The following is a 23,415-nucleotide window of genomic DNA, read 5'->3' on the forward strand; positions in this document are numbered from 1 at the left end:
ACGGCGTTTTCCGGCGAATCGCTTCGTTGAGCGCTCGACCTGGCTCCTGAAAGCCCCCATAAACCGTTCAATACCAGAACCAAACGCTCACTAAGGGCCTGACTCCGAGGAGGTAGACCCCATTTCACCTGCATATTTGCCGTATCAGCGAAGTGGTGCTGAGTCACCCGCTAGTAATTGCAGCGGAACTCCACCACGTCGCCGGACAGATATCGCCATCTTCCTCTGCGCCAGCCGAGTACGCCTGGCACCACCGGCCCGCGACACGGCACGGGACCGTAGGACGCGGATTGCCGACCCCGCAGCACCGCCCCGACCCTGTTGAGTAGATTCCGGTCGGCCTGCCCCCGATAGCTCTGGTCGGTTTTCGCAACCTCCCCAGGGACGGCTTCGATGAAGTCAACCGCGCCGTGACCTGATCCTGGTCGGGCATGCTCTCCTGAATGATCGACCCGGAGATACAGCCCGCCACCCGGTCGCGAAAGCGAAGGTCGGGCCCGGCAGAGCCGATGGCGAGGATCCTGCTTGCACCACCAAAGGACTCTGGTCACAGCACGCCTACGGAGCCGTCAGCACGGGGACCAATCCATCCTGACCAGCCGCACGACGAAGCCCCGCCCTAGCAGACCCACGAGACTTCGTCGTACTGCCAGCTGTCACCCGCGAATCACAAACTCGGTGGACGCCCTCCCCACACAGGAGCTCGAAAGTGGACATATATGCTGGCATAGGACTGGATGGACGGTCCTGGACGGCTTCTACGACATGTGCCAGGTGGTACCCAGTGAGGGCCCCAGGATCAGGACGGGAGCCTCTTCTGGCCCGTCAAAGCGGTATTGCAGGGTGTTCGACGGTGTCTCACTCACGCCCCAGACCCTCTCACGTCTCACGGACGCCCCTAAAACGGGGGGACGCTGGGTACCGTCCTGACCAGGTTGAAGACCTCTCGGGCGGCATATCGCTTGGGCCATACGCCACCTCCCCCAACCGCTGGCGCAGGCGTTCCCCCGCCAGGGCGGAGGCGACGACACACACGGAACGCGCGGCGTCCAGCGGCTCTGCATGCCGGCCACCGCGCAGGCGAAACCGGGTGCCCTGCGACCCGGACACCGCGTCAATCCGAAGAAACGTGAAACTCGAATTCGGGACGGTCCCACGGCACGGCGGGCGGGTTCGCGAGCGCGGTCCCGGTCCGCACCGCACCAACGCGGTGGTAGAAGTCCTCGGCGGGACGATGCGACACGACCTTGACACGGTCGAGCCCGGCGGCACGGGCCTCGGACTGCATGTGCGCGACGAGCAGCCGTCCAATACCCCGTCCTTGCGCTTCGTCGGCGACGAACAGCAGGTCGAGCTCCGGTGGAGCGAGGACGAGCGAGTAGAACCCGAGGACCCGGCCTCCATGCTCGTCGGCACCGACGGCCACAAAGGCGCGGTGGGCCTCGATGTAATCAGGCCCGACCCGGTAGCCCGCGACTGCGGCTGCGTACTTACCCGCGTAGGCGCCTGAGCCACGCACGAGCCGCGTGAGCCGTTTGGCATCCCGCGCAACGGCCCTCCGTATCGTGATCGGCCGGCTGATCGGGGAAGTGCGTGAACTCATCGGGAGAGTATTTCGCACCGGGGCGTGCCGTCGTGCGGCGGGTCGGCTCCTCGGGCAGGATTCCTGCACCGCTCCCGGGAACCGCCTGCCCAGGCCCCGTTCGACCAAGTCACTGCCGCCGCATCGGCCGCCCGCCGACGCCGACTGGGATGCCCGAACCGCTGCGGAGGAGCCGGAGAACGGGGTGGTCACCCCTTCTTCCCCTGGGCCTGCCGCAGCGCGGGCCAGCCTGTACAGGACGACTTCAGGCTGGCCTCGTGAGCCGCATCAGCAGCGCTGGAAACCTGCGGTGGTCCCGACCGAGGGTGCGCAGATACCCGGTCAGCCGCTCGGGGCTGTCCAGACGCAGGACGAGCTGGGTGAGCGCTGCGAAGAGCCGGTCGCGTTGCTCCCCCATTTCCTCGGGGAACATCTCCCGCACGTGCGGGTTGTGGGAGAACAGGTGGGCGTAGAAGTACAGGGCCACCTGGTCCGCCCGCCGCTCCACGACGGCGAAACTGCGGCGGAGGACATCAGGGTCGAAGGCCACCGGCCGCTCCTCAGCCGCTGTGGGTGGACCCGGCCGTGCCGGCGGCCGCCTCGGCCATCGCCTCACTCATGGTGGTGGTGATCACCCCGTACAGAGCGGTCCACGACTCCTCGATCTCCGGCGTCCAGGCCTCGCCCGCAAAGTGCCCGAGGGTGGCGAGCAGGCTGGCGCCGACGGCCGGGAAGTGCTCGGGCAGCGCGCCGTAGCCGACGTGCCGGGCTCCGAGGTTTCGCAGGATGCGTACGACCGTCTCCGTGTCCTCGAGGTTGGCCACCAGGCCGCCCAAGGCGTTCCAGAGTCGGTCCTCCTGCTCCTGCATGTGCCGCGCGAACAGGCCCCTGACGCCCCGGTTGTTGTCGAAGAGATGTTCGTAGAAATATTTGGTGACCTGGGTGCCGTGGGGTTCGACGACTGCGAAGCTGCTGGTGATGAGAGCGGGGTTGAAAGTCATGCCGCGACCGTAGGCGCGCACTGTTACCGCTCGATGCCCGATCGATGGTTCGTACTTGTCGGATTCCTCAACCTGCGACCAAGATCATTGAGAGGTAGATGTACCAGACAATGACATACGCGCAACACGGTTGAGACAACGGCAGCCCGCAGCCCGCGCTTCCTCTTCCCCGACCCCATCGACTCGTCCCGACCCGACACCCTCGGCGACGACGAAAGCAGACCGCCGGATGGCGTTGACCTGGTGCACGGCCTCCACGAGCGCGGCGGAGACCCGGCGGGAGATCGCCAGACTCTCGTCCGCGTCGGCACTCGTCACCAGCAGGCGAGAGGTGCAGATCACGGCGTCGGCCGAGTCCAGCGCACCAGCAGCCGCGGTCGCGACCTCGGCGATGTGGGCGTCACGCCGCTCCTCGTCGAGCAGGAGGGCCGCCACGTCCCGCTCGCACTCGGCGATCCCGCCGCGCTCCCGCAGCCGTTCCAACTGCCGGATTGCCAGCACGACATGGGACTCCACGACGGGGATACCGTGCGGTGCGTCCCCGCGCAGCGGGCGCAGCTCCGCCGGGGTGAGCGGTGCCCGCGCCGCCTGTCCGGCGCGGGCCCTGACGAAGCACGGCCCGATCCGGTGCAGCAGCCGCGTGCCGTTCTCCTCCGCCTCCGCGAGGGCCAGGGCGAGCACCCGCAGATCGTCGTCACACACGGTGTCGACCACGGCGGTACTTCCGCCGCGCAGCGAGGACAGCTGCCGCGCGGTATGCGCGGGGCCGCCTCCCTCAAGTCGTCGCGGGTGATTCGCAGGACCTCGTTTTGCGGGCACGTGTCCGCCCGTCTTCTCCTCGACCCACTCGGGCAGCGGCGAGCTGCGCAGCCGAAGGCGGCGGACAAACTCGCTCTCGCCGGCCGGGAGCAGCCCGTTCGCATCCAGTGGCGGCAGCCGATGGTCAGCCAGCCTGCCTCGATGTACGCGGGGACCAGTACCATTCCGTCCGGAACTCCGACGCCGAGTTCGGTCAGCTCTTCGGCGAAAACGTGGGTCTCCAGCGTCGCTTCTTCGAGCAGAGAAATCGTTGCTGTGACGCCACCTCGGCCGACGCACGTCCCCGCCGACACCCAGTGGCGACTGCGGTCGTTGGCGGTCTGGGTGCAGAACACCACCGGCTCACCGGGAAGCGCGTCGGCGTACCAGTCGAGTGCCGCCGCGCACGCCTCGGCGGCGTACCCGCGTCCCCATGCCTCTGGCAGGAACAGGTAGCCGAGCTCGGCCTCCCCGGCATCCGGACGGACTCGGCTCGGACGCTTCGCGTCGCGCCGGTTGAGCTCTACGGTGCCGATCACCGCTCCGCCGAGCTCGACCACGAAATGTCCGCGGCGCCGCCCGGGCGTCTCAGGCAACGCGCGTTCGAGTTCATCAGCCCAAGCCACCTGTGCGAGATGCCACTGCCGCGCATATGCATTCGCGGTGATTCAGTGAAGGAATAAATGAGGAGCGCGTTCGAATTCACGAACACTCCATCTTCTTCACGGAATGTCTTGTGCGGATTGGGGTGGAGAGGTCCGTTCTCACAGGCGGGTAGAGGCCGATTATGAGGCAATGAAACGGGCGATTAACTGACGCGTATTGGTCGGGACTCCTCGTCCCGCTCCACTCCTGGGCACTGCCTTTCACACACAGCGTCAGGAGGGGGCATGTCCTTGTTCGCCAGGGCGTCCTGGCCGGGAGACCATCGCGACGAGATCGTGGCCGGTGCCCTGGTCGCCGCGGTGATCGTCGTGCTCGGATACGCGTCCGGCATTGGCGCACCCGCACCCACGACCTTCAACGCAGCCGCACCGCCGGCAGCCCCGGCTCCGTCGGCCTCCGTCGGCCCGTCACAGCGGACGGCGTCCGGGGATCCCGGCAATCCTGGCGGCGATATGGCCGCCGGTTCATCGGGGAATCCCTGGGCCGGAGGCGGCGGCGCCGGAATTCCTGTCGCAAGCGACACGTCGTCCGCCGACGGGGGCAGCGGACAGGAGGCAGGCAGCGGAGACGGAGGTCAGATGCCGATGCCCGGGCCCTCCGATTCGGCATCGGATTCCCCCTCACCGCAGCCGTCTTCCACCCCCTCTCCAACGCCGTCGGACGGCTGCCAGAAGGGCGAGGTACACGTGGTGCAGCCACTGCTGAGCGGCGCGCTCACGTCCGTGACCGGCTTGCTGGACGGCCTGCTCGGGCCGGACGCCCCCGAAGTCACGGCCTCCCCGATGCCGTCTCCCTCCTCGTCGCCGACGGGCGCAGACCTCTCGTCGCTGTGCGTCGGCGTTGCACCGTCACCCTCGGTAGTGCCGGAGGTGCTGCCGTGAGACATCGTGCTGTGCGCCTATGGGCCACCGCGCCGGCCTCTGTTCTGGCCCTGCTGCTGATCGCTCCGGCCGCTTCGGCTCACACCGAACTGGAGTCGTCCTCACCCAAGGAGGGCACCCGGATCACCCACACGCCCGCCACGGTACGGCTGACCTTCAGCGAACCTGTCGACCTGCCCGAGGTCCGTGTCACCGCAGGTGGCAAGCGGCTTGCTGTGTCTCGTCCGGACCACGGCGATCGTCGGGGAAATGTTGTCGAGGTCTCCGTTCCGAGGATGGCCGGTCAGGACCGGCTCGCCTTGGTTTGGCAGGTGCGAGACATGGAGGACGGTCATCCGACCTCCGGAACGCTCTCCTTTGCCCTCACCGCGAAGACGAAGGACGCCTCCGCCTCCGATGCCGCCGTCGTATCCACGCCTTCCGACAGTGTGCGCAAGGTTTGGGCGGCTGCTCGCTGGGCCGGATACCTCGCCCTCGCCCTGTACGTCGGTGGCCTCGTCTTCCTCGCACTTCTCTGGCCGCAGGGCGCCCAGGACCGCCGTACACGCCGCATCCTCACGTCGGCCTGGGCAGGTGGGATCGCGGCAAGCCTGGTCACACCGGGACTGCAGGACGCGTACGGGGCCATGGGCACCCTCGGCGACGCGTTTCACCTGGCCACGTACCGGGACCTGCTGGGCACGGAGGTCGGCATCGTGTCCGCCTGCCGGGTGCTGATGTGGGTGCTCGCCGCGATCGTGCTCGCCGCTCTGCTCCAGGGTGGCGAGCGGGCCGCGCGCTCGCCGGGCTGGCGGGTCGGCGCCCTCGCCGTCGCCCTCGGACTGCTCCGTACGACCGGCATGGCCGGCCACAACGCCGAAGGCACGCATCCCGGTTGGGGCGCCGTGGCCGACCTGGTACACCTGCTCGGTGTGTCCGTGTGGCTGGGCGGTCTGACCCTGCTGCTCCTCGGGGTACTGCCCAGGCACCGCCCGGAAGAGCTGTCGGCCGCCGTGTCCGGCTACTCCGCCCTCGCCGGTGTCTCCGTCGCGGCGATCGCGGTGGCCGGCGCGGTGCTGGCCTGGCAGGTCGTCGGCTCGTTCGGGGCCCTGTTCCACACCGGGTACGGCCGTCTGCTGCTGCTCAAACTCGCCATCCTGGCCGCGGTGTTGCTCATCGCCCAGGGCAGCCGGAGCTGGGTGCGCACCCGGCTCGACATCGCGGTCCTGTTGCGCGGCGACCGCGCCACCGTACGGCCCTTCGTCTACTCGGTCGCAGCCGAGACGGGGCTCGTCCTCGTCGTTCTCGCCGCGACGAGTCTGCTGGTCACGTCCGCTCCCGGCCGCTGACCGGTCCTCCCTGCCCCACCCCCCTCTCATCTGACAAGGAGAGACGCACGATCATGCGTACCGACGACACCACTGCGCCCCCGCCGCGTCACCGCCGCTCCCGGGCCGGCAACCGGGTACTGCTGGCCACCGGCGTGGGCGCCGGCATCACGGCCGCCGCCTGTCTGGGCCTCCTCCAGGCATCCAGCGGCGCCGCCGCTCCGGCGACCGCCGCCCCGGTCGCCGAAACCCACTCCATGGCCCAGCCGGCCGCGGCGCAGGCCAAGGCGGCCGACTACACCATCAAAATCACGAACTACAAGTTCGCCCAGCAAGCCTTGACCATCAAGGTCGGCCAGACCGTGAAGTGGATCAACGAGGACTCCGCTCCGCACACGGTCACCACCACCAGCGGCCCGGCGAAGTTCGACTCCGGCACCCTGAACAAGGGCGAGAGCTGGTCGTACACCTTCACCAAGCCCGGCACCTACAAGTACTACTGCGCCGTCCACCCCGACATGACCGCCTCCATCACCGTCGTCGCCGACAGCGGCGGCGGCACGGGCGGCTCGACCGGCGGCTCCGGTGGTTCGACCGGCGGCTCCACGGGGGGTACGACCGGAGGCTCCACCGGTGGGTCCACAGGGGGCGCCACGGGCGGCTCCACCGGGGGCAGCACGGGCGGATCGAGTTCCGGCGGCTCCGGCGGCGGCTCGGCCGGCGGCAGCAGCGGCTCGGGCGGAACGAGCGGAGGCAGCGGTGACGGCGGCAGCGAGCAGTGCGTCAGCATCCAGCAGGTCCTGCTGCCGATCCTCCAGCACATCGACAAGGCCCATGTGGAGGAGTCCCCGGGCCAGCAGGTCCAGGACGCGCTCAGCCTCGACAACTACATCAAGATGCACACCGTCTGGGTGGAGTCCATCCTCACCCCGGCCGTGAACGGCGCCGGCTCCGTCGGCGACGACACCCTCACAGTGCTGCTCCAGCACATCAACTCCGCGCACTTGGAGGAGTCCCTGGGCCAGCAGGTCTCGGACATCCTCAACCCCGACGCCTACGTGAAGATGCACACCGTCTGGGCCGAGCACATGCTCGCCCCGACCGAGGACTACCTCACCAACTCCTGCTGACATCGGGGCGATGAGACATGGCGGGCCGGCCGAGTCGCAGTCGGCCGGCCCGCCACCACCGCCATTGTCCCCGATCAGGCAGGCGCCCGCCACGAGCCCGAGGTACCGCCATGAACACGGAACTCCCGCCCACGCAACCGCTGCGGGTGCAAACCTCGTCCACCGCAACACTGCCTGAGCAGCCAGCCCATGGCCGGCTCCCCCACCCCGGTGCATACGCAGCCGCCGCTGACCGATGCATCACCGAACTTACTTATCGATTCGGTCCGTTGGTCACCCTGCGCCGACGCGCCGACGTCGAGGAGGCGGCACTGACCGTCGCCCCCGACCCCGAGGAGTCCGTCCTGAGCCTCGCGCTGGGCGGCGACGCACTCGGCGGCGAACTGCTCACCTTCGTCAGCACCGCCATCGAACCGGTGGCGGGCGGGACGCGGCTGCGCGTGCCCGGGTCCCTCGGCACCGGCGACGCCTCGCTCGAACCACTTCCCGCCACGCTGCTGCTACGCGTCGTCGAGCGCACCGACGCCAGCCTGCTCGTCGTCGGCACCGCGCGCGTCCCCTACGGCCCGCTGCACCGCACGACCGGTTTCGCCCTGTCCCGGACACGCCCCGCACGCCACCTCGGCCTGCTCGTCGCCGCGGAGTTCACATGCACCCCTTGACCACCCGCTTCCGGCCCGCCCACACCGTACGCCTGCTGCTGGCAGCCCTGCTCCTGGCGAACACCTTCACCTTCCTCGTCCCCCGCCCCGCGCACGCTGCCGCCTCGTACCGCGTCGTGATGTCCGGCTACGCCTTCAGCCCGCGCAGCCTGACCATCACAGCCGGCGACACCGTCACCTGGGTCAACCAGGACCAGGCCCCCCACGACGTGAAGACCACCTCCGGTCCGGAGTCGATCCACTCCCCGCTGCTGAGCAAGGGCGGCTCGTGGAGCCACACCTTCACCACGCCCGGCACCTACGGCTACGTCTGCACCGTGCACCCGGGTATGTCCGCGCAGCTCGTCGTCAAGGCCGCCGCCGCACCCACTCCCACCACGCACCCGACCGTCCAGCAGCACGCCGGTTCCGCCCCCTCAGCCGCACAGCCCGCCCAGTCCGCTCCCGCGGTTGGCTCCACCGCGCACGCCGGCCACAGCGCGTCAGCCGCCGTGCCCACGCCGGGCAGTCCATCTGCCACAGCCGCAGTGGCAGCCGCCGCGGCAGCACCCACCCAGCAGGCAGCCGCACCGGCCGACGGCACCACGTCTGCGGCCCGCCCGCTCGATCCGCTGCTGCTCCTGGCCGGGGTCGTCGCCGGGGTCGCCGTCCTCTGCCTGCTCCTGGTCGGTTCCCGATCGGCCGCCGACGGCGCACGCCGCGACACCGCCTCGCCGAGCTGACGTACCAGTGGCCGCTCACTGTCTGCGCGCAGGCAGCATCAGTGACGACCGTCCACGGCGACACCCGAGTAACTCCGGGCGGGTAGCGGTTCAATCCGTCGGGGTTGATCCGTGGGCCGCGAGACAGCCACCCGACCCGAGGTCAGAGACAGGCCCATGCACGAATCGCTCGCGACCACCGGATGGGAGCCCGTTCTGCTGGTCGTCCGACGTGCGAGGTCACTGCTGTTCCGGGAGGTCAGGGCCGGATGGCGGTCGGCACGATTCTGGCCGCCTTCGGCACCGCGCTTCGCGGCTCGCCGACGGGTCACAGGGCACCGGCCCTGGCGGGCAGGTCCTGTTCGGCCCAGACGACCTTGCCGTCCGTTGCGCAGCGGGAGCCCCACCGGCGCGAGAGCTGTGCGACCAGGTGGAGGCCGCGGCCGTGCTCGTCGAGCGTGCGGGGACGGCGGGGGCGTGGCCGGCCGGTGTTGCGGTCGAAGACCTCGCAGGTCAGCACTCGGTGCTGGATGAGCCGTAGGCGGCTGGGTCCGCCGCCGTGGCGGACGGCATTGGTGACCAGTTCGCTGACGATCGACTCCACGGGCGTCACGAGCGGCTCCAGACCCCATTCCCTGAGCTGACGGGCGGCCAGGTGCCGGGCTGTCGTGACGGTGACCGGTTCGTTCGGCAGGTCCCAGGAGGCGACCTGGGTGGGCTCGAGCGCGCGGGTCCGGGCAAGGAGCAAGGTGACGTCGTCGGCCGGTGTGCGCCTTTGCGAGGTCTCCATCACTCGCGAGCACATCTCCTCCAGGGACGCGCCCGGCTGTGCAAGGGCGGCGCCCAGACGGCGCAGGCCGGCGTCGATGTCCTCGTCCCGGGACTCGACCAGCCCGTCGGAGTAGAGGGCGAGCACGCTTCCCTCGGGCAGTTCCAGTTCCACGGACTCGAAGGGGACCATGCCGAGGCCGAGGCCGAGCGGGGCTCCGGCGGGCAGATCGGGGACGGTGACCCCGCCCTGTGCGCCGACGATCAGGGGCGGCGGATGCCCGGCCCGCGCCATGGTGCACCACCGTGTGACCGGGTCGTAGACGGCGTACAGACAGGTGGCGCCCACCACCGCGGGGGCCCGGCCGGAGTCATCGGTGTCCTCGTCGTTCAGCCGCCTGACCGTGTCGTCGAGGTGCGTCAGCAGTTCGCCGGGGGGCAGGTCGAGGTCCGCGAGCGTGCGTACGGCGGTGCGCAGCCTGCCCATGGTCGCCGCGGCGTTGATGCCGTGTCCGACCACGTCGCCCACGACGAGGGCCACCCGGGCCCCGGACAACTCGATCACGTCGAACCAGTCGCCCCCCACGCCGTGATCCATGTCGGCCGGCACATAGCGCGAGGCGACCTCGACGGCGGCACCGCCCTGCACACGGTGGGGCAGCAGGTCGCGTTGCAGCGTGAGGGCAGCGGTGCGTTCGCGCGCGTACTGCAGAGCGTTGTCCAGGCAGAGTGCCGCCCGGGTGACCAGCTCCTCGGCGAGGAGCAGGTCGTCCTCCTGGAAGGGCGTCTCCTCCACGGAGCGACCGAACAACGCCAGGCCCAGCACGCAGCGCCGCGCACGGATGGGTACCACCATCAAGGAGTGGACGCCGCTGTCGCGTACCTTCTGCGCCCGCACCGGGTCGTGGTCGACCCAGGGGCCGGAACGGGTGTCCAGCACCGGCTCCAGGTAGGACCGGCCCGTACGTACGGCGGCGGCGAACGACGACTCCGGGTGGGCGTGCACCACCTCTTCGCGCACCCACGGCAGCTCCAGGACACCCAGGTCGACGGAGGCCACACCGGCACGACGCAGCAGCGGCGGACGGCCACTCATCGTGCCGATCCGAGCCGACGGCTCGACGCCGAACGGCACCGACTCCACCAGGTCGACAAGGGCATGGTCGGCCAGCAGGGGCACGGCGAGCTCGGCCAGTTCCTGCCCGGTCTGCATCACGTCGAGAGTGCTGCCGATGCGCGTGCTGGCCTCGCTGAGGATGGCGAGGCGCTCGCGTGCACGCCGGTTTCCGGTGACGTCCACGGTCATGGAGCACACGCCCAGAGGCGTGCCGTCCGCGCCCTGCAAGCAGAAGAACGAGGCCGAGAACGCATGTTCACGGCGCCTGTCGGTCGGCGGCCATGCCCGGTATTCGTGCACCCTCGTGGTCCCGCTCTCCAGCACCTGCCGCATCACCACCTCCAGCGCCTCGGCCTCGACGGCGGGCAGCGAGTCCTTCAGGCCACCCCCGAAGCGCCGGTGCCAAGGCACGCCGTCATGACACTCCATGGCGTCGTTCGCCCAGACACAGCGCAGCCGCGGGTCATAGACGACGATGCCGATCGGGGCTCGGGCAAGGAGCGACTCCCGCACCGGTCCCCCGGTCGCCCCCGAGGACGAGGACAAGGAATCGATGTCCGTCACGGACACCAGCCACCGGGCGCCTGCGTTCTGCCCTCGCAGCAGCGAGACCCGCAGCGTCATCCTGAGCGTGTGGCCGTCGCGGTGGCGTATCGCCACGGTCCCCGACCAGCCACCCTGCGCCCGATGCTCCTCGGCGAAGGCCGACGCCCTCCGTGCCTCCTCGGGTGGCGGCAGCACGTGTGCGGCGTTGCGGCCCACCACCTCCCCGGCCGAGTAGCCGACAAGCTGCTGCGCGGCCTGCGTCCACCCCACCACCATGCCCTCGGCATCGAGCATCGCGATGGCGGCGTCGGGCATCTCAGGCGGGCTCACCGGCTCGGCGAGGGGGGTGTGGTCGGTGTACGTCATCGCGGTTCATCCCATCGGTGCGGAGGTGAAGAGAGCGTCGGCACGTAGTGCCGCGGCTCTGTGTGCAGCGGTGGTGAACGGCGTTGTCCGGTGAGCGGCACACGTGGGGCATGTATCCATATATGGCATTCTGCCTACTTATGATGAAATAATCAGATGTAATCCTGTCATCGTCAAGCCTTGCATCAGAATTGACAGAACGATCAAATGCCGGGGGTGCGTGCTTTCCGCCGCGGCGCGCCGGATGGGGGCGTCAGGCGTGCCGGTGGCGGCCCCGCTGGAATCCGCTGCGAACGCCGTCGCTCCGAGACCTGGCGGGCTCTCGAGTGGGCGGACGCACGGATGAGGCCGCGGCGGCGTCCGGCGCCCTCTTGCCGCTGCAGCCTGACGAGGGCGCCGTGCCTCTCGGCTTCATAGGTGAATGGGCAGGTGGCGGGGTCCGCGAAGCATGGCGTTCTGCCGGTAGGGGGGCGGGTCCTGGGCCAGGCTTGCCGTCGCCAGATGGGGAAGCAGCGCGCCGAGCGCGGCGTAGGCCTCGACACGGGCCAAGGGGCCGCCGTAGCAGGCATGGATGCCACTGCCGAAGCCGAGGTGCTGGTTGTCCGGGCGGGCGGGGTCGAACCGGTCGGGGTCGGGGAACCGCTGGGGGTCGCGGTTGCCGGAGGCGAGGGCCAGGATCACGGAGGCGCCTTGGGGGATGGGCGTACCGGCGACGTCCACGTCGGCGTGCGGGATGCGCTCGCGCATGTGGACCGGGGGCTCGTAGCGCAGCAGTTCCTCCACCGCACGCGGCAGCAGCTCCGGTTCCCGGCGCAGCCGGTCCAACTGCTCGGGCTGGCGCAGGAAGGTGAGGGCGCCGTTGGCGATCAGGTTGACCGTGGTCTCATGTCCGGCGATAAGAAGCAGTACGGCGGTTTCCGCGAGTTCCTCCTGGGTGAGCCGCAGGGCCGGGTCCGGCTCGTGGACGAAGGCGGAGAGCATGTCGTCGCCCGGCTTGCCACGGCGCTGCTCGGCCAGGTTCAACAGGTAGCCGCCCATCTCCATCCGTGCCTGGTCGCCGGCCTTGTCCGGCTCGGTGGAGTCGTCGTCGGGCCTGACGTCGGCGGCTGCGACCAGGGCGTCGGACCAGGTCCGGAAGAGCGGCTCGTCCTCGTGCGGCACGCCGAGCAGGCGGCAGATCACGGTGACGGGCAGCGGGTAGGCGAAGTCGTCGACGATGTCGATGTGCCGGCCCGCCTCGAAGGGCTCCAGCAGTTCCTTGGTGATCCGGTCGATCTCGCCGCGCATGCCGTCGACCCGGCCAGGGCTGTGCGGGGGCCCGAAGGGCCGCATGGCCAGGGTGCGCAGCCTGTGGTGCTCGGGGTCGTCGAGCCGCAGGAACGGCGGCTTGTGGGTCACCTCACCGCGGGTGCGGGGATCGGCACTCATCCGTGGGTCGTGGAGCAGAGCGGCGATGTGGTGGTAGGTGCCGATCAGGTAGCTGCCGTCGGCCTGCGGCACCACAGGACCGGCCTCGCGGAGTTCCGCGTACAGCGGATAGGGGTTGGGGCGGCTGGCGTAGTCGGTGATCCGTGCCAGCAAGGTCGCGGAGTCCATGGTGGCTCCTCGTAGGGGCGGGATATGGGCTACACCACCGTCAGCCGGCGGTCGGGAAGGTAACCGGTGAGTGCGACGGTCGGGCCGTGGGACAGCACGGAGGGGTCCGGTACGGCGGAGGGGATCGTGATGTCGGCGGCGATCGCACGGTCCTGGGCGCCGGGCGGGGGCGGGAAGAGAGCGGCGGTCTCGATCAGGTGTCGGTAGTAGTCGAGCGCCTTGGCCATGTCGACGGTGACGGCGGCGGTGACCCGGCCCTGGTAGCCGTAGACCATCGCGAGCCGGCGTGCCTCCAGGGAGCCCTGGGCGATGACCACGTGGTCGGAGTAGGTGGGGACGCCCACCGACTTGATGTTGAGTCCGAACTGGGTCGACCAGAAGACCGGGATGGCCAGGTGCGGGCGCCGCAGCGGCCCCGGGCTGACCATGTTGTGGGCCGCGACCGCGGCCTGCTCGACCGCGTTGCCCCAGTGTTCCAGCGACAGCATCTGGTAGCCGAACAGCGGGTGGGGAAAGCGGGAGACGTCGCCGGCCACGAAGACGTCGTCGGTGACGATCCCGTACATGTTGAAGGCCCGGCAGCCTGCGTCGCAGGCGATGCCGCGTGGGCCCGCCGCCAGCCCGGACTCCGCCAGCCACTCCACGTTGCGGATCGCGCCCAGTGCCACGACGCACACGTCCGCCTCGACGCGGCTGCCGTCGGACAGTTGCGCGCCGGTGAAGGCGCCGTTGCCGTTCAGGGCGGTGACTGTCACCCCGGTGCGCAGGTCCACGCCGTGGTTGCGCTGCATGACGGCGGCGAGCTTGGACAGGGTGCCGCCGAGCGCACCCACCAGGGGTGCGGGACCGCGTTCGGCGACGGTCACCTCAAGGCCCAGTTCCCGGCAGGCGGAGGCGATCTCGGAGCCGGTGAAGCCGCCGCCGATCACCAGTACCCGCTCTGGTCTCGCGGCCAGCCGATCGGCCAGTCCCGCGCCGTCCTCGCGCGTGCGCAGGGTGAACACCCCGTCCAGGGCGCCTTCCTCCGGGTTGGGCCAGGGCCGTGCCCGGGTTCCGGTGGCGATCAGCAGCCGGTCGTAGGGCAGCGACTCGCCGTCGGCCAGCAGTACCCGTTTCGCCAGCATGTCCACGCCGTTGGCGCGCACGCCGAGGCGCCACTCGGCGTCCGGGTCCCGCCGCATCGGCAGCTCGAGGCTGTCCGCCGTCGCCTGCCCGAGCAGCACCTGCTTGGACAGCGGCGGCCGGTCGTAGGGCACATGGGGCTCGTCCCCGACCACGGTCAGAGACCCGGTGAAACCCTCCTCGCGCAGCGCCTCCGCGGCTCTCAGCCCGGCCAGCGACGCGCCGACGATGACGATACGGCCGTCTTTCAGGTCACCGGGCACCGGTGCTCACCTCTTCCCCGAGGAGGATCGCCTGCACCGGGCACGCCGCCGCGGCCTGGCGTACCCGCTCCACCTGGTCGTCCGGGACGGCCGTGGCGTACAGCAGCCCCTCCTCCCCGTGCAGCTCGAACACCTCCGGGGCGAGGAACACGCACTGTGCATAGCCCTGGCAGCGCGTGAGGTCGACAACGGTCCGCATCTCCACCACTTCTTCCTCCGTTGTCACACCCCCCTCATCTCCAGCATGGGGCCAGACCCGGGTGTCTGCATGCCTTGTGATCGAGAGCTGGGATGGGGGCCAGCACGATGAGAGAGAAATGGTTGAACTCCCGGGAACTGCATTCCAGTTGCTCATCAGCATTCAGCGGTGACACCTCACCGAAGCAGGGGTGCACCTTGCGGTCAGCTCGTCCGGGTGACCCGAGTCACTGTCGCCGCCCCACCCATTTCCATACGTCGTATGGTTATCCTGGCAGGGCGATTCCATACAACGTATGGAACTGCTGGCCGGACAACGCCAGGCGCTCACACCGCCTGCAAAAGCAGCCGTTGCTGCAGATCGCACCAACTGGAAGGAAAAGATCATGAAGAAGCTCACGAGGCGGATTGCTGTCGCTGTTTCCTCCGTGGCGGTCGCGGGTGTCGCCGTTGTCGGTGCCGGGGGCACCGCTTCGGCCGCGACTCCCGCATCCGTGCACGCCCAGCGGTCGGCCGTCGGCGTCAACGCCGCCGACCACCGTTGGGACCACGGCGTCGGCTACCTGATCGAGCAGGGCTATTGCTGGGACGCAAACCGTGGCTGGCACCACGACGACCATGTCGCCGGCTCCCTCTGGCACAGCCGCGACGGTCGCTGCTACCGCTGGGACGATGAGCGGCGCGGGTGGAAGTCCGACAGGTCGTACCGGCACAACTGGAACCGCTACGAGAGCGACGGCCGGGACTGGGACCACCACGACCAGTACCACGGCGACCGGGACCACCTCGGCTGGGACCACTACGACCGGAACCACGGTGACCGGTGAGACAGGTACTGCTTGTGCCCATGGGCCGAAGCCGTACCCCTCGCCCTGATGCCTGCCGGCGGCAGGGATGCGACCGCTGGTCAAGGACCAGCGGTCCCCTGACCGCCGCCCGGGCGGGCGACTGAGTGAGGACCTGTTCCTCTTGAACCTGCCTGCGGACACCTGCCCGTGTCGCAGGCACGCGCCGCCACGCTGCCGCGCCGCCACGAATGTGAATACCGATGGAGTCTTTGAGGACCGTGGTTCAAGGGCTGACCGCGCAGCTCGTCGTCTCGCGCACCTACTCACTCCCCCTGTGTGTACGTCTGCGGTACGAGCCCGACGATCCCTATATCGTCCGTGCCGCCTTCTTCCCCCACAGCGACAAGCCGGTCGAATGGGTCCTGGGGCGTGATCTTCTGACCGAAGGTCTGAAAGGTCCCGCAGGTCATGGGGACGTCCGGATCTGGTCGGCCGACGGCCGTGGCGACCAGGCGATGTACATCGCTCTCGGGTCTCGCGCGGGCACCGCCCTGCTCGAGGTTCCCGTGCAGGACGTCAAGGCATTCCTGGAGCGCACGGAGGCTCTGGTGCCACGGGGCACCGAGGCCGGACGCATCGACTGGGATGTCGAACTGGCGCACCTCCTGTCGCAAAGCTGACCACTGACTATCCACGCTCAGACAGAAAAGGAACGAGTGCCCATGTCCCAGTACCAGCTCCGTGTCTACACGCTGTGCAGCCCTGAGGCGCTCGTCGCCTACGAGAACATCTGGTCCCAGCACATCCCCGGTATGGCGAAATACCGGATCACCACGCACGGCATCTGGACGGTGCCCGCGGCTTTCGGAAGTGAGACGCCCAGGCTGTACGCCCTCGTCTCCTACAGGGACGGCGACGACGTGCAGGAACGGCTGCTGGCGTACCTGGCCGGCCCGGAGTTCAGCGCCGACATGGAGGGCTTCGACCTCGGCCAGATCGTCGGTGTCACCGAGACCGCGCTGACGCCCACCTCCGACTCCCCCTTGCGCTGACGGTTCCCGCGCGACCTGCGCTTCGGCCATTGGGGCCATGGTCGAGCAGCTCTTGTCACGGGGAGGATTCCCCGACGCGGGACATGAGGTGCGGCCGGTGCAGATGACGCGAGGGGGTGCGTTCGATGATCAGGAAAGCGGCGTCGTCGGTGAGTTGCTCGCCGGTGTGCTCGAGCAGGTCGCGGTGAATGTGGTGCGGCAGGGCGTCGGGGCTTGACGAGGGGAAGGCGGCGACTCGTTCGGCAAGCGGTCTCATCCGGTACGGGGCGACACTTCGCGCTCACGGGCGGGAGCACTCGGCGGCGTAGCCGCCTCGGTGAACGGATGACGCGGGTGATTCAGCTCGACGAGGCCGACGGTCTCCTGCTTCAGGAGGGAGACCAGGAACAAGCCAACGACCATGGTCATTGCGCGGTTCAGCGCCGGCATACGGCTGCCGTGTAGAGGCTGGATGTGGAACCACCCCGCCCGGGCGCTCTCACCCGATGTGACGGGGTGGCTCGTGCGTCGCAGCCTGAGATCGCCCGACTGCGGGCGCGCCTCAGCCGCCAGTGCCTGGGGCGCAGCGTCTCAGGCCGACTGGCTCAATGGCCGGCGTGCCGGCCGTCACGACCGGCGATGAGGCGGCCTTCCAGGCCCGTGATCAGCGTGTCCATCACGAGGCGGAACATGTGGTCCTGGTCAGGGGCCGCACTCGTAGAGGCAGGGTCTGCGTCCGCGACCCCGTCTTCGTCGGCTTCAGGGCCGTGGGACTTGAGGGTCGACCACTGGTGGAGTGCGCCGTTGAGTTCTGCGGTGAGGACACCGATGACGACGGCGACCATCAGCGCGGCGATCTCCGAGACCTCTGACTGCGGCACACCGGCAGCGGCCACGATGGCGGTGAGTGCGGTCCAGAACGGGTCGTCGTGCTGGATGAAGTCGGCCTGGTGGCTGAACGAGTACACCATCAGCTTGGGGTGACGGTGCGCCAGGGCCCGGAAGTCCGTGGCGAGCAGGCGGATCCGCTCCTGCCAGGGCGCGTCCTCCAGTGACACGGTGCGGAACTGCGCTCCGACCATTCTCGTCACGCCGCGCAGCACGGCTTCCTTGTTCGGCACGTGGTGGTACAGCGACATCGGGTTCGCGTCGAGCGCGGTGGCGAGTTTGCGCATGGTGAGCGCCTCGACACCGTCCGCGTCGATCAGCCGCAGGGCGGCGGCGTAGATCCCGGCCTCGGTCAGAGGCACGTCCCTCTTCCTCGTTCCCCGCGGGGGACGTCTCGCCTTCTTTTCCATACCTCGTACGGTATCAGTTTCGTACGTCGTATGGAAATGACCTGAATCACAGCGCCCACCAGAGCGACCGGGCTTGCTTCGCATTTCCATACGTCGTACGGTACCAATTCCATACGGCGTATGTTTCCGTACGGCGCCACGGCATCGACCTGCGCAGCGCGCCCTTGCCCATCCCCTTCCGTCCCCTCCGCAGAGGAGCAAGACATGACCACGCACTCCGCGAACGACCTCCGCCCCATCCGGTCCCCGCACGGGATCCCCCTCCTCGGCAATACGCCGCAGATCCCCGACACCAATCCGGTGGAGTACTTCGGTGAGCTGTCCAAGCAGTTCCCCGAGGGCATCTACGGCATGGACATCGCCGGCATCGAGCAGGTCTTCGTCTACGACCCGGACCTGGTGGCCGAGGTCAGCGACGAAACACGGTTCTTCAAGCAGATCGACAAGACGCCGCTGCACCACATCCGGGACTTCGCCGGCGCCGGCCTGTTCACCGCCCACCAGCACGAAGAGGAATGGGGCAGGGCACACCGGATCCTGCTGCCGGCCTTCAGCCAGCGGGCCATGAGGAACTACTTCGGGCAGATGCTGGAGATCGCCCACAACCTGGCGGGCAAGTGGGAGCGCCGGGAGGGTCAGCCGGTCAACATCACCGACGACTACACCCGCCTGACGCTGGACACCATCGCCCTGTCGGGGTTCGGCTACCGGTTCGACTCCTTCGACAAGGAGGAGCTGCACCCGTTCCTCAACGCGATGCTGGGTGCGCTGACCGAGTCGATGCGGCGCTCTCAGGAGCTGCCGATGATGACCAAGCTGCGCAGGGCCGATGCCAAGAAGTACGGCGAGAACATCCAGGTGATGCGCGAGCTGGTCGAGAGCGTGATCAAGGAGCGCCAGGAGGGCAAGGGCAGCGCTGAGGACGACCTGCTGGGCCTGATGCTTGAGGCCACCGACCCGGAGACCGGCAAGCGGCTGGACGTCGACAACGTGCGTGACCAGGTGCTGACGTTCCTGATCGCCGGGCATGAGACCACCAGTGGTCTGCTGTCGTTCGCCACGTACTCGCTGATGCGCAACCCGCACGTGCTGGCCCAGGCGTACGCCGAGGTGGACCGCCTGATGCCCGGCGACACCGTCCCGGACTACGACACGATCATGAAGCTGGACGTCATCCCGCGGATCCTGGAGGAGACCCTGCGGCTGTGGGCTCCCATCCCGATGATCGCCAAGGCGCCCATCGACGACACCGTCATCGGCGGCCGCTACGAGCTGAAGAAGGGCACACGGGTCAGCATCCTTGAAGGCCCGCTGCACACCCACCCCAAGGCGTGGGAGCGGCCCGACGAGTTCGACATCGACCGGTGGCTGCCGGAGAACCGGGCCCAGCAGCACCCGCACGCCTACAAGCCGTTCGGCAACGGCGTTCGTGCCTGCATCGGCCGCCAGTTCGCGCTCACCGAGGCCCGCCTGGCCCTGACACTGGTGCTGCAGAAGTTCAAGTTCTCGGACACCAGCGACTACGCGATGGACGTGCGGGAGGCGCTGACGCGCAAGCCCGGCAACTTCGAGCTGATCGTCCGTCGCCGTCAGGAGCACGAGCGGACCGTCTTCGGCGCCGCGGACCTGCAGACCGACGACACCCAGGCCCAGGCAGCGGTCAGCGGTGTGGGTGTGAACCTGACGGTGGCGTACGGCTCCAGCCTGGGTTCGTGCGAGGACCTGGCGCGCACCATCGCCGACCGCGGCGAGCGCTCCGGGTTCGGCACCACGCTGGTGAGCCTGGACGAGCTGGGTGACAACCTGCCCACCGAGGGACTGCTCGTGGTGGTCGCCGCCAGCTACAACGGCAAGGCCCCCGACAACGCCCAGCGCTTCGACGACCTGCTCGCCGCCGGACTGCCCGAGGGCTCGCTGGCGAATGTGCGGTACGCGCTGCTGGGCGCCGGCAACACCCAGTGGGTGGCCACCTACCAGGCATTCCCCAAGCGGATCGAGGAAGGTCTGCTGGCCGCCGGCGCCACCCCCATCGTCGAGCGCGGCATCGCGGACGCCGCCGGTGACTTCGACGGCATGGCCACACGGTGGATGGACAACCTGTGGGCCACCCTGGCCGAGGAGTACGCCGCCGACACCTCCCAGGCCAGCGGCCCCCGCTACCAGGTCCAGCTGCTCACCGAGTCCGACGTGCGCCCCGCCATCGTCTCCGAGCAGGCGTACCCGCTCACCGTGGTCGCCAACGAGGAGCTTGTGGCCGACGCGACCGGTCTGTGGGACTTCAGCATCGAGCCGCCGCGCCCGTCGGCGAAGTCCATCACCTTCGAGCTGCCCGAGGGCGTCACCTACGACACCGGCAACCACCTGGCCGTCTTCGCCAAGAACGAACTCGCCCTGGTGGAGCGCGCCCTGAGGCGGCTCGGCGTCGACTACGACCAGGTGCTCCGGCTCGACCAGCCGGCCGGTGGCCGCACCCACCTGCCGGTCGGCACCCCGGTCACCGCCGGCATCCTGCTCACCGAGTTCCTGGAGCTGCAGGACGTGGCCGCCCGGTCCCAGATCCAGACGCTCGCCGAGTACACCGAGTGCCCGTGGACCCGGCCGCAGCTCCAGGCGTACACCGCCGACACCCAGGAGGCCGAGGAGCGCTACCAGAAGGAGATCCTCGGCAAGCGCATCTCCGTGCTGGGCCTGCTGGAGCGCTTCCCGGCCGTCGAACTGCCGCTGGCGGTCTTCCTGGAGATGATGGGCCCCATCCGTCCCCGCTTCTACTCCATCTCCTCCGCCCCGTCGGCCAACCCGCGCCATGTGCGCCTGACCGTCGGCCTGCTGGAGGGCCCGGCCCTGTCCGGCGACGGCCAGTACCGCGGCACCTGCTCCTCCTACATCGCGGGCCTCGAGCCCGGAGACGTCGTCTACGGCTACGTCCGCGTGCCCTCCCCGACCTTCGCCCCGCCCGCCGACCCCGCCACGCCACTGATCCTGATCGGCCCCGGCACCGGCATCGCGTCGCTGCGCGGCTTCCTGGAGGAGCGGGCGACACAGCACGCGAACGGCACCCGGGTGGGCCTGTCCCAGGTCTTCGTCGGTTGCCGCCACCCGGAGCACGACTACTTCTACCGCCAGGAGATGCAGGACTGGGAGCAGACCGGGATCGCACAGATCCACACCGCCTACTCCGCGGTGACCGGCCACCCGGCCCGGTTCGTGCAGAACGCCATCGCGAATGCCGCCGACACGGTGTGGCAGGCCATCGAGGACGGCGCGTACATCTACGTCTGCGGTGACGGCCGCCGCATGGCCCCCGCCGTCCGCGAGGCACTCGCCGCCATCCACCGCCAGAAGACCGGCAGCGACGACGAGACCGCCCAGCAGTGGCTCGCCCAGCTCGAAGCGGACGAGCGCTACCAGCAGGACGTCTTCGCCTGACCGTCACAACGCCGTCAAGGCGTGTGACCCCCAGCCGCCGGGAGGCGTGCGGCCCCGTCCTGCAACCCCCCACGCCTCCCGGCCACCACAAGCCCTCCAGACACCCCATGGCACCCTCCGGCCCGAACCGCCGGGCGGTACCGCTCACCGAAAGCAGATCTTCATGGACACCATGCTCGCCGGACGCTTCCACCTCGACAGCAAGAAGTTCGCCGTGGAAGAGGTCCCCATCCCCGTGCCGGGCCCGGGCGAGGTCCTCATCGAAGTGAAGGCCGCCGGCGTCTGCCTCTCCGACGTCCACCTCCTCGACGGCTCCCTCGTCCCGCTGTTCGCCACCTCCGACACCATCACCGTCGGCCACGAGGTCTCCGGTGTGATTCACACGCTCGGCCCCGACCTCAAGCGCGGCCTGCCCGTCGGCGCCCGCGTCACCCTGGAGGCCGGCAAGACCTGCGGCACGTGCGCCGGATGCGTGCGCCACCGCCCCTGCACCCAGATGCTCACCGCCGGCATCGACTACGACGGCGGCTGGGCCGAGTACGTCATCGCCCGCGAGGACACCCTCATTCCCATCCCCGACAGCCTCCCCTTCGACCAGGCCGCGATCATCCCCGACGCGGTCTCCACCCCCTACGCCGCCGTCGTCGCCACTGCGGGCGTCCGTGCCGCCCAGTCCGTCGGCGTCTGGGGAGTCGGCGGAGTCGGCGCGCACAACGTACGCCTCGCCCGCCTGGTCGGCGCCGCCCCGATCATCGCCGTCGACCCGCTGCCCAGCGCCCGCGAGCGCGCCCTCGCCTTCGGCGCGGACCTCGCGCTCGACCCGGCAGCCCCCGACTTCGCCGACCAGGTCCGCGCAGCCACCGGCGGACGCGGCCTCGACTTCGCCTTCGACTGCGCCGGTGTCCCCGCCGTCCGCGACCAGGCCGCCTCCGTGCTCGGCCTGGGCGGCTCCCTGATCCTGGTGGGCATCACACCCCGGCCACTGACCATCACCGAGGGCCTGACCTTCAACTACCTGCAGAAGCAGGTGCGCGGTCACTACGGCGGCTTCCCCGAGTCCGTCTCCGAGCTGGTGCGGCTGACCGCGGCCGGCCGCCTCGACCTGGCCCCCTCCATCTCCGACCACATCCCGCTCGTCGAGGCCGCCGACGCCGTCCACCGGCTGGAGAACAAGATCGGCGACCCGATCCGCCTCATCCTCGTCCCCTGACGCCCGTCAGCAGGACGACAAGCCACCCTGGGCAGGGGTGAGTGGGCGCCGGTGCGTGAGGGAGCACCGGCGCCCACGGCTTTCCTGCAACCGTGGAGAGAGAAAGAACCATGCAGACGACCGACACCCCGGGCCATACTGTGCAGCGCAAGGATGCTCACTACAACCGCCGACGCATCCTCGCGACCGCCCGGCGGAAACCGCGGGAGGACCCGGCGCGAGTCTCGACAGCATCGCTCAGGCGGCCGGCGTCGCCCGGCGCACCCAAGAGGGCCGCGCTTCAGGTGCAGGAGGTCATCGGGCGAGATCGGGCAGCGGGCGCCGGGTGACCTCGTGGGCGTCGTCCGCAGCGAGGCCGAGCATGCGCAGGACCATCTCGGCCAGGTCGGAGGCGGCCTCGTCGCCGTCGAGGTCCGGGCGGTCCAGCCGGAGAGCCACCAGGGACAGCAGGGTGCCGCCCAGGGCGGACAGGGCGGTGGTCGCGTTGCCGCAGGTGAAACGGCCCGAGGCGATGCCGATCTTCAGGTCGCGCAGGGCGCGTGGGGCGAGGCCGCGGTCGGAGTGGATGTGGGACAGGCCGCGGTCGCGCAGGATTCGCATGAGTTCCGGGTGGGAGTCGGCCATCCGGGCGGTGAGCCGGAAACCGGCCGCGACCAGCTCGGCCGGGTCGTCGATGCCTTCCACGCGCTCGTCGATGACCTGCCCGAACTCCTCCAGAGCGTCCGTCACCGCCGCGTCGAACAGCTCCGTCTTCGACTCGAAGTGGTTGTAGAAGGACCCGAAGCCGACATCGGCGCGCTCGGCGATGGCCTGGATGCTTGCGCTCGTATCCCCGGTTTCCGCGAGGATCTGCCGGGCCGCGCGGACGAGCGCCTGACGGGTCTCGGCACGGCGTCGCTCGAAGCGGTTCTTGGGCGGGGCTGACGTCGGCATGCGGCCCAGTGTAACCACCGCCACG

At 69.5% G+C, this 23,415-nt stretch carries 21 protein-coding genes and 1 pseudogene; 10 read left to right on the plus strand and 12 right to left on the minus strand.

Translation table 11 applies throughout. The annotated features are described in order from the left end of the window. Positions 1–1,114: 1,114 nt before the first annotated feature. The 5 genes and pseudogenes from ACZ4SW_RS32835 to ACZ4SW_RS32855 form a co-directional block, all read right to left on the minus strand. Positions 1,115–1,603: a GNAT family N-acetyltransferase gene (locus ACZ4SW_RS32835; RefSeq protein ID WP_468252607.1), complete on the minus strand. Its 489-nt coding sequence runs from the start codon at positions 1,601–1,603 to the stop codon at positions 1,115–1,117. Between the two features lie 244 nt (positions 1,604–1,847). Beyond that, positions 1,848–2,132, minus strand: coding sequence for a globin domain-containing protein (locus ACZ4SW_RS32840; protein WP_468252609.1), 285 nt, complete (start codon positions 2,130–2,132; stop codon positions 1,848–1,850). A gap of 10 nt (positions 2,133–2,142) precedes the next feature. Continuing rightward, positions 2,143–2,583 carry a globin domain-containing protein gene (locus tag ACZ4SW_RS32845; protein ID WP_468252611.1) on the minus strand — a complete coding sequence of 147 codons (441 nt, stop codon included), beginning with the start codon at positions 2,581–2,583 and terminating at the stop codon, positions 2,143–2,145. A gap of 84 nt (positions 2,584–2,667) precedes the next feature. Further along, positions 2,668–3,681 (minus strand): nucleotide-binding domain containing protein, encoded by a 1,014-nt coding sequence (locus tag ACZ4SW_RS32850; protein WP_468252612.1) that lies wholly within the window; start codon positions 3,679–3,681, stop codon positions 2,668–2,670. A gap of 23 nt (positions 3,682–3,704) precedes the next feature. Further along, a pseudogene (locus tag ACZ4SW_RS32855) lies at positions 3,705–3,998 on the minus strand (GNAT family N-acetyltransferase); the annotation flags it as partial. A 926-nt stretch (positions 3,999–4,924) separates the two neighbouring features. On the opposite strand from ACZ4SW_RS32855, the gene ACZ4SW_RS32860 reads away from it, so the two are divergent. The 4 genes from ACZ4SW_RS32860 (at position 4,925) to ACZ4SW_RS32875 (ending at position 8,749) form a co-directional block, all read left to right on the plus strand. Continuing rightward, on the plus strand, positions 4,925–6,256 hold the full coding sequence (locus ACZ4SW_RS32860) for a copper resistance CopC/CopD family protein (protein ID WP_468252614.1): 1,332 nt from the start codon (positions 4,925–4,927) through the stop codon (positions 6,254–6,256). A 53-nt stretch (positions 6,257–6,309) separates the two neighbouring features. Next, positions 6,310–7,365, plus strand: coding sequence for a cupredoxin domain-containing protein (locus ACZ4SW_RS32865; RefSeq protein ID WP_468252615.1), 1,056 nt, complete (start codon positions 6,310–6,312; stop codon positions 7,363–7,365). 269 nt (positions 7,366–7,634) lie between these two features. Next, positions 7,635–8,027: a hypothetical protein gene (locus ACZ4SW_RS32870; RefSeq protein WP_468252618.1), complete on the plus strand. Its 393-nt coding sequence runs from the start codon at positions 7,635–7,637 to the stop codon at positions 8,025–8,027. Continuing rightward, on the plus strand, positions 8,015–8,749 hold the full coding sequence (locus tag ACZ4SW_RS32875) for a cupredoxin domain-containing protein (protein WP_468252620.1): 735 nt from the start codon (positions 8,015–8,017) through the stop codon (positions 8,747–8,749). Before ACZ4SW_RS32870 ends, ACZ4SW_RS32875 begins: the two co-directional genes overlap by 13 nt. Positions 8,750–9,056: 307 nt before the next feature. Here ACZ4SW_RS32875 and ACZ4SW_RS32880 read toward each other — a convergent pair whose 3' ends face one another. The 4 genes from ACZ4SW_RS32880 to ACZ4SW_RS32895 all read right to left on the minus strand — a co-directional run bounded on the left by ACZ4SW_RS32880 (position 9,057) and on the right by ACZ4SW_RS32895 (position 14,705). Continuing rightward, the gene (locus ACZ4SW_RS32880) at positions 9,057–11,525 is read right to left on the minus strand and encodes a SpoIIE family protein phosphatase (RefSeq protein WP_468252622.1); all 2,469 of its coding nucleotides are present in this window, start codon (positions 11,523–11,525) and stop codon (positions 9,057–9,059) included. A 411-nt stretch (positions 11,526–11,936) separates the two neighbouring features. Beyond that, positions 11,937–13,121, minus strand: a complete 1,185-nt coding sequence (locus ACZ4SW_RS32885; RefSeq protein WP_468252623.1) for a cytochrome P450 — start codon at positions 13,119–13,121, stop codon at positions 11,937–11,939. 29 nt (positions 13,122–13,150) lie between these two features. Then, positions 13,151–14,506: an NAD(P)/FAD-dependent oxidoreductase gene (locus tag ACZ4SW_RS32890; protein WP_468252625.1), complete on the minus strand. Its 1,356-nt coding sequence runs from the start codon at positions 14,504–14,506 to the stop codon at positions 13,151–13,153. Then, positions 14,496–14,705 carry a ferredoxin gene (locus ACZ4SW_RS32895; RefSeq protein ID WP_030176846.1) on the minus strand — a complete coding sequence of 70 codons (210 nt, stop codon included), beginning with the start codon at positions 14,703–14,705 and terminating at the stop codon, positions 14,496–14,498. The genes ACZ4SW_RS32890 and ACZ4SW_RS32895 overlap by 11 nt, the downstream gene beginning before the upstream one ends. Before the next feature lie 385 nt (positions 14,706–15,090). On the opposite strand from ACZ4SW_RS32895, the gene ACZ4SW_RS32900 reads away from it, so the two are divergent. The 4 genes from ACZ4SW_RS32900 (at position 15,091) to ACZ4SW_RS32915 (ending at position 16,761) form a co-directional block, all read left to right on the plus strand. Then, positions 15,091–15,531, plus strand: a complete 441-nt coding sequence (locus ACZ4SW_RS32900) for a hypothetical protein (protein WP_468252626.1) — start codon at positions 15,091–15,093, stop codon at positions 15,529–15,531. 239 nt (positions 15,532–15,770) lie between these two features. Further along, positions 15,771–16,172 (plus strand): SsgA family sporulation/cell division regulator, encoded by a 402-nt coding sequence (locus ACZ4SW_RS32905; RefSeq protein ID WP_468252628.1) that lies wholly within the window; start codon positions 15,771–15,773, stop codon positions 16,170–16,172. A gap of 42 nt (positions 16,173–16,214) precedes the next feature. Beyond that, the gene (locus ACZ4SW_RS32910) at positions 16,215–16,544 is read left to right on the plus strand and encodes an NIPSNAP family protein (protein WP_468252629.1); all 330 of its coding nucleotides are present in this window, start codon (positions 16,215–16,217) and stop codon (positions 16,542–16,544) included. A 37-nt stretch (positions 16,545–16,581) separates the two neighbouring features. Continuing rightward, complete coding sequence (locus ACZ4SW_RS32915; protein WP_468252632.1) at positions 16,582–16,761, plus strand: hypothetical protein; 180 nt, start codon at positions 16,582–16,584, stop codon at positions 16,759–16,761. Positions 16,762–16,796: 35 nt separating this feature from the next. Here the strand turns inward: ACZ4SW_RS32915 and ACZ4SW_RS32920 are convergent, their stop codons facing one another. Beyond that, positions 16,797–16,973 carry a hypothetical protein gene (locus tag ACZ4SW_RS32920; RefSeq protein ID WP_468252633.1) on the minus strand — a complete coding sequence of 59 codons (177 nt, stop codon included), beginning with the start codon at positions 16,971–16,973 and terminating at the stop codon, positions 16,797–16,799. 155 nt (positions 16,974–17,128) lie between these two features. After that, entirely contained in the window at positions 17,129–17,773 is a 645-nt protein-coding gene (locus ACZ4SW_RS32925; RefSeq protein WP_468252635.1) for a TetR/AcrR family transcriptional regulator, read from the minus strand. Between the two features lie 252 nt (positions 17,774–18,025). Here ACZ4SW_RS32925 and ACZ4SW_RS32930 point away from each other — a divergent pair, with 252 nt between their 5' ends. Together ACZ4SW_RS32930 and ACZ4SW_RS32935 are read left to right on the plus strand one after the other, a co-directional pair. Then, positions 18,026–21,247 carry a bifunctional cytochrome P450/NADPH--P450 reductase gene (locus tag ACZ4SW_RS32930; RefSeq protein ID WP_468252638.1) on the plus strand — a complete coding sequence of 1,074 codons (3,222 nt, stop codon included), beginning with the start codon at positions 18,026–18,028 and terminating at the stop codon, positions 21,245–21,247. Between the two features lie 163 nt (positions 21,248–21,410). Then, complete coding sequence (locus ACZ4SW_RS32935) at positions 21,411–22,457, plus strand: zinc-binding dehydrogenase (protein WP_468252641.1); 1,047 nt, start codon at positions 21,411–21,413, stop codon at positions 22,455–22,457. A gap of 294 nt (positions 22,458–22,751) precedes the next feature. Here ACZ4SW_RS32935 and ACZ4SW_RS32940 read toward each other — a convergent pair whose 3' ends face one another. Beyond that, positions 22,752–23,390 carry a TetR/AcrR family transcriptional regulator gene (locus ACZ4SW_RS32940; protein WP_468252643.1) on the minus strand — a complete coding sequence of 213 codons (639 nt, stop codon included), beginning with the start codon at positions 23,388–23,390 and terminating at the stop codon, positions 22,752–22,754. Between the last annotated feature and the right edge of the window lie 25 nt (positions 23,391–23,415).

Source organism: Streptomyces sp. NPDC028331 (genome assembly GCF_055565775.1).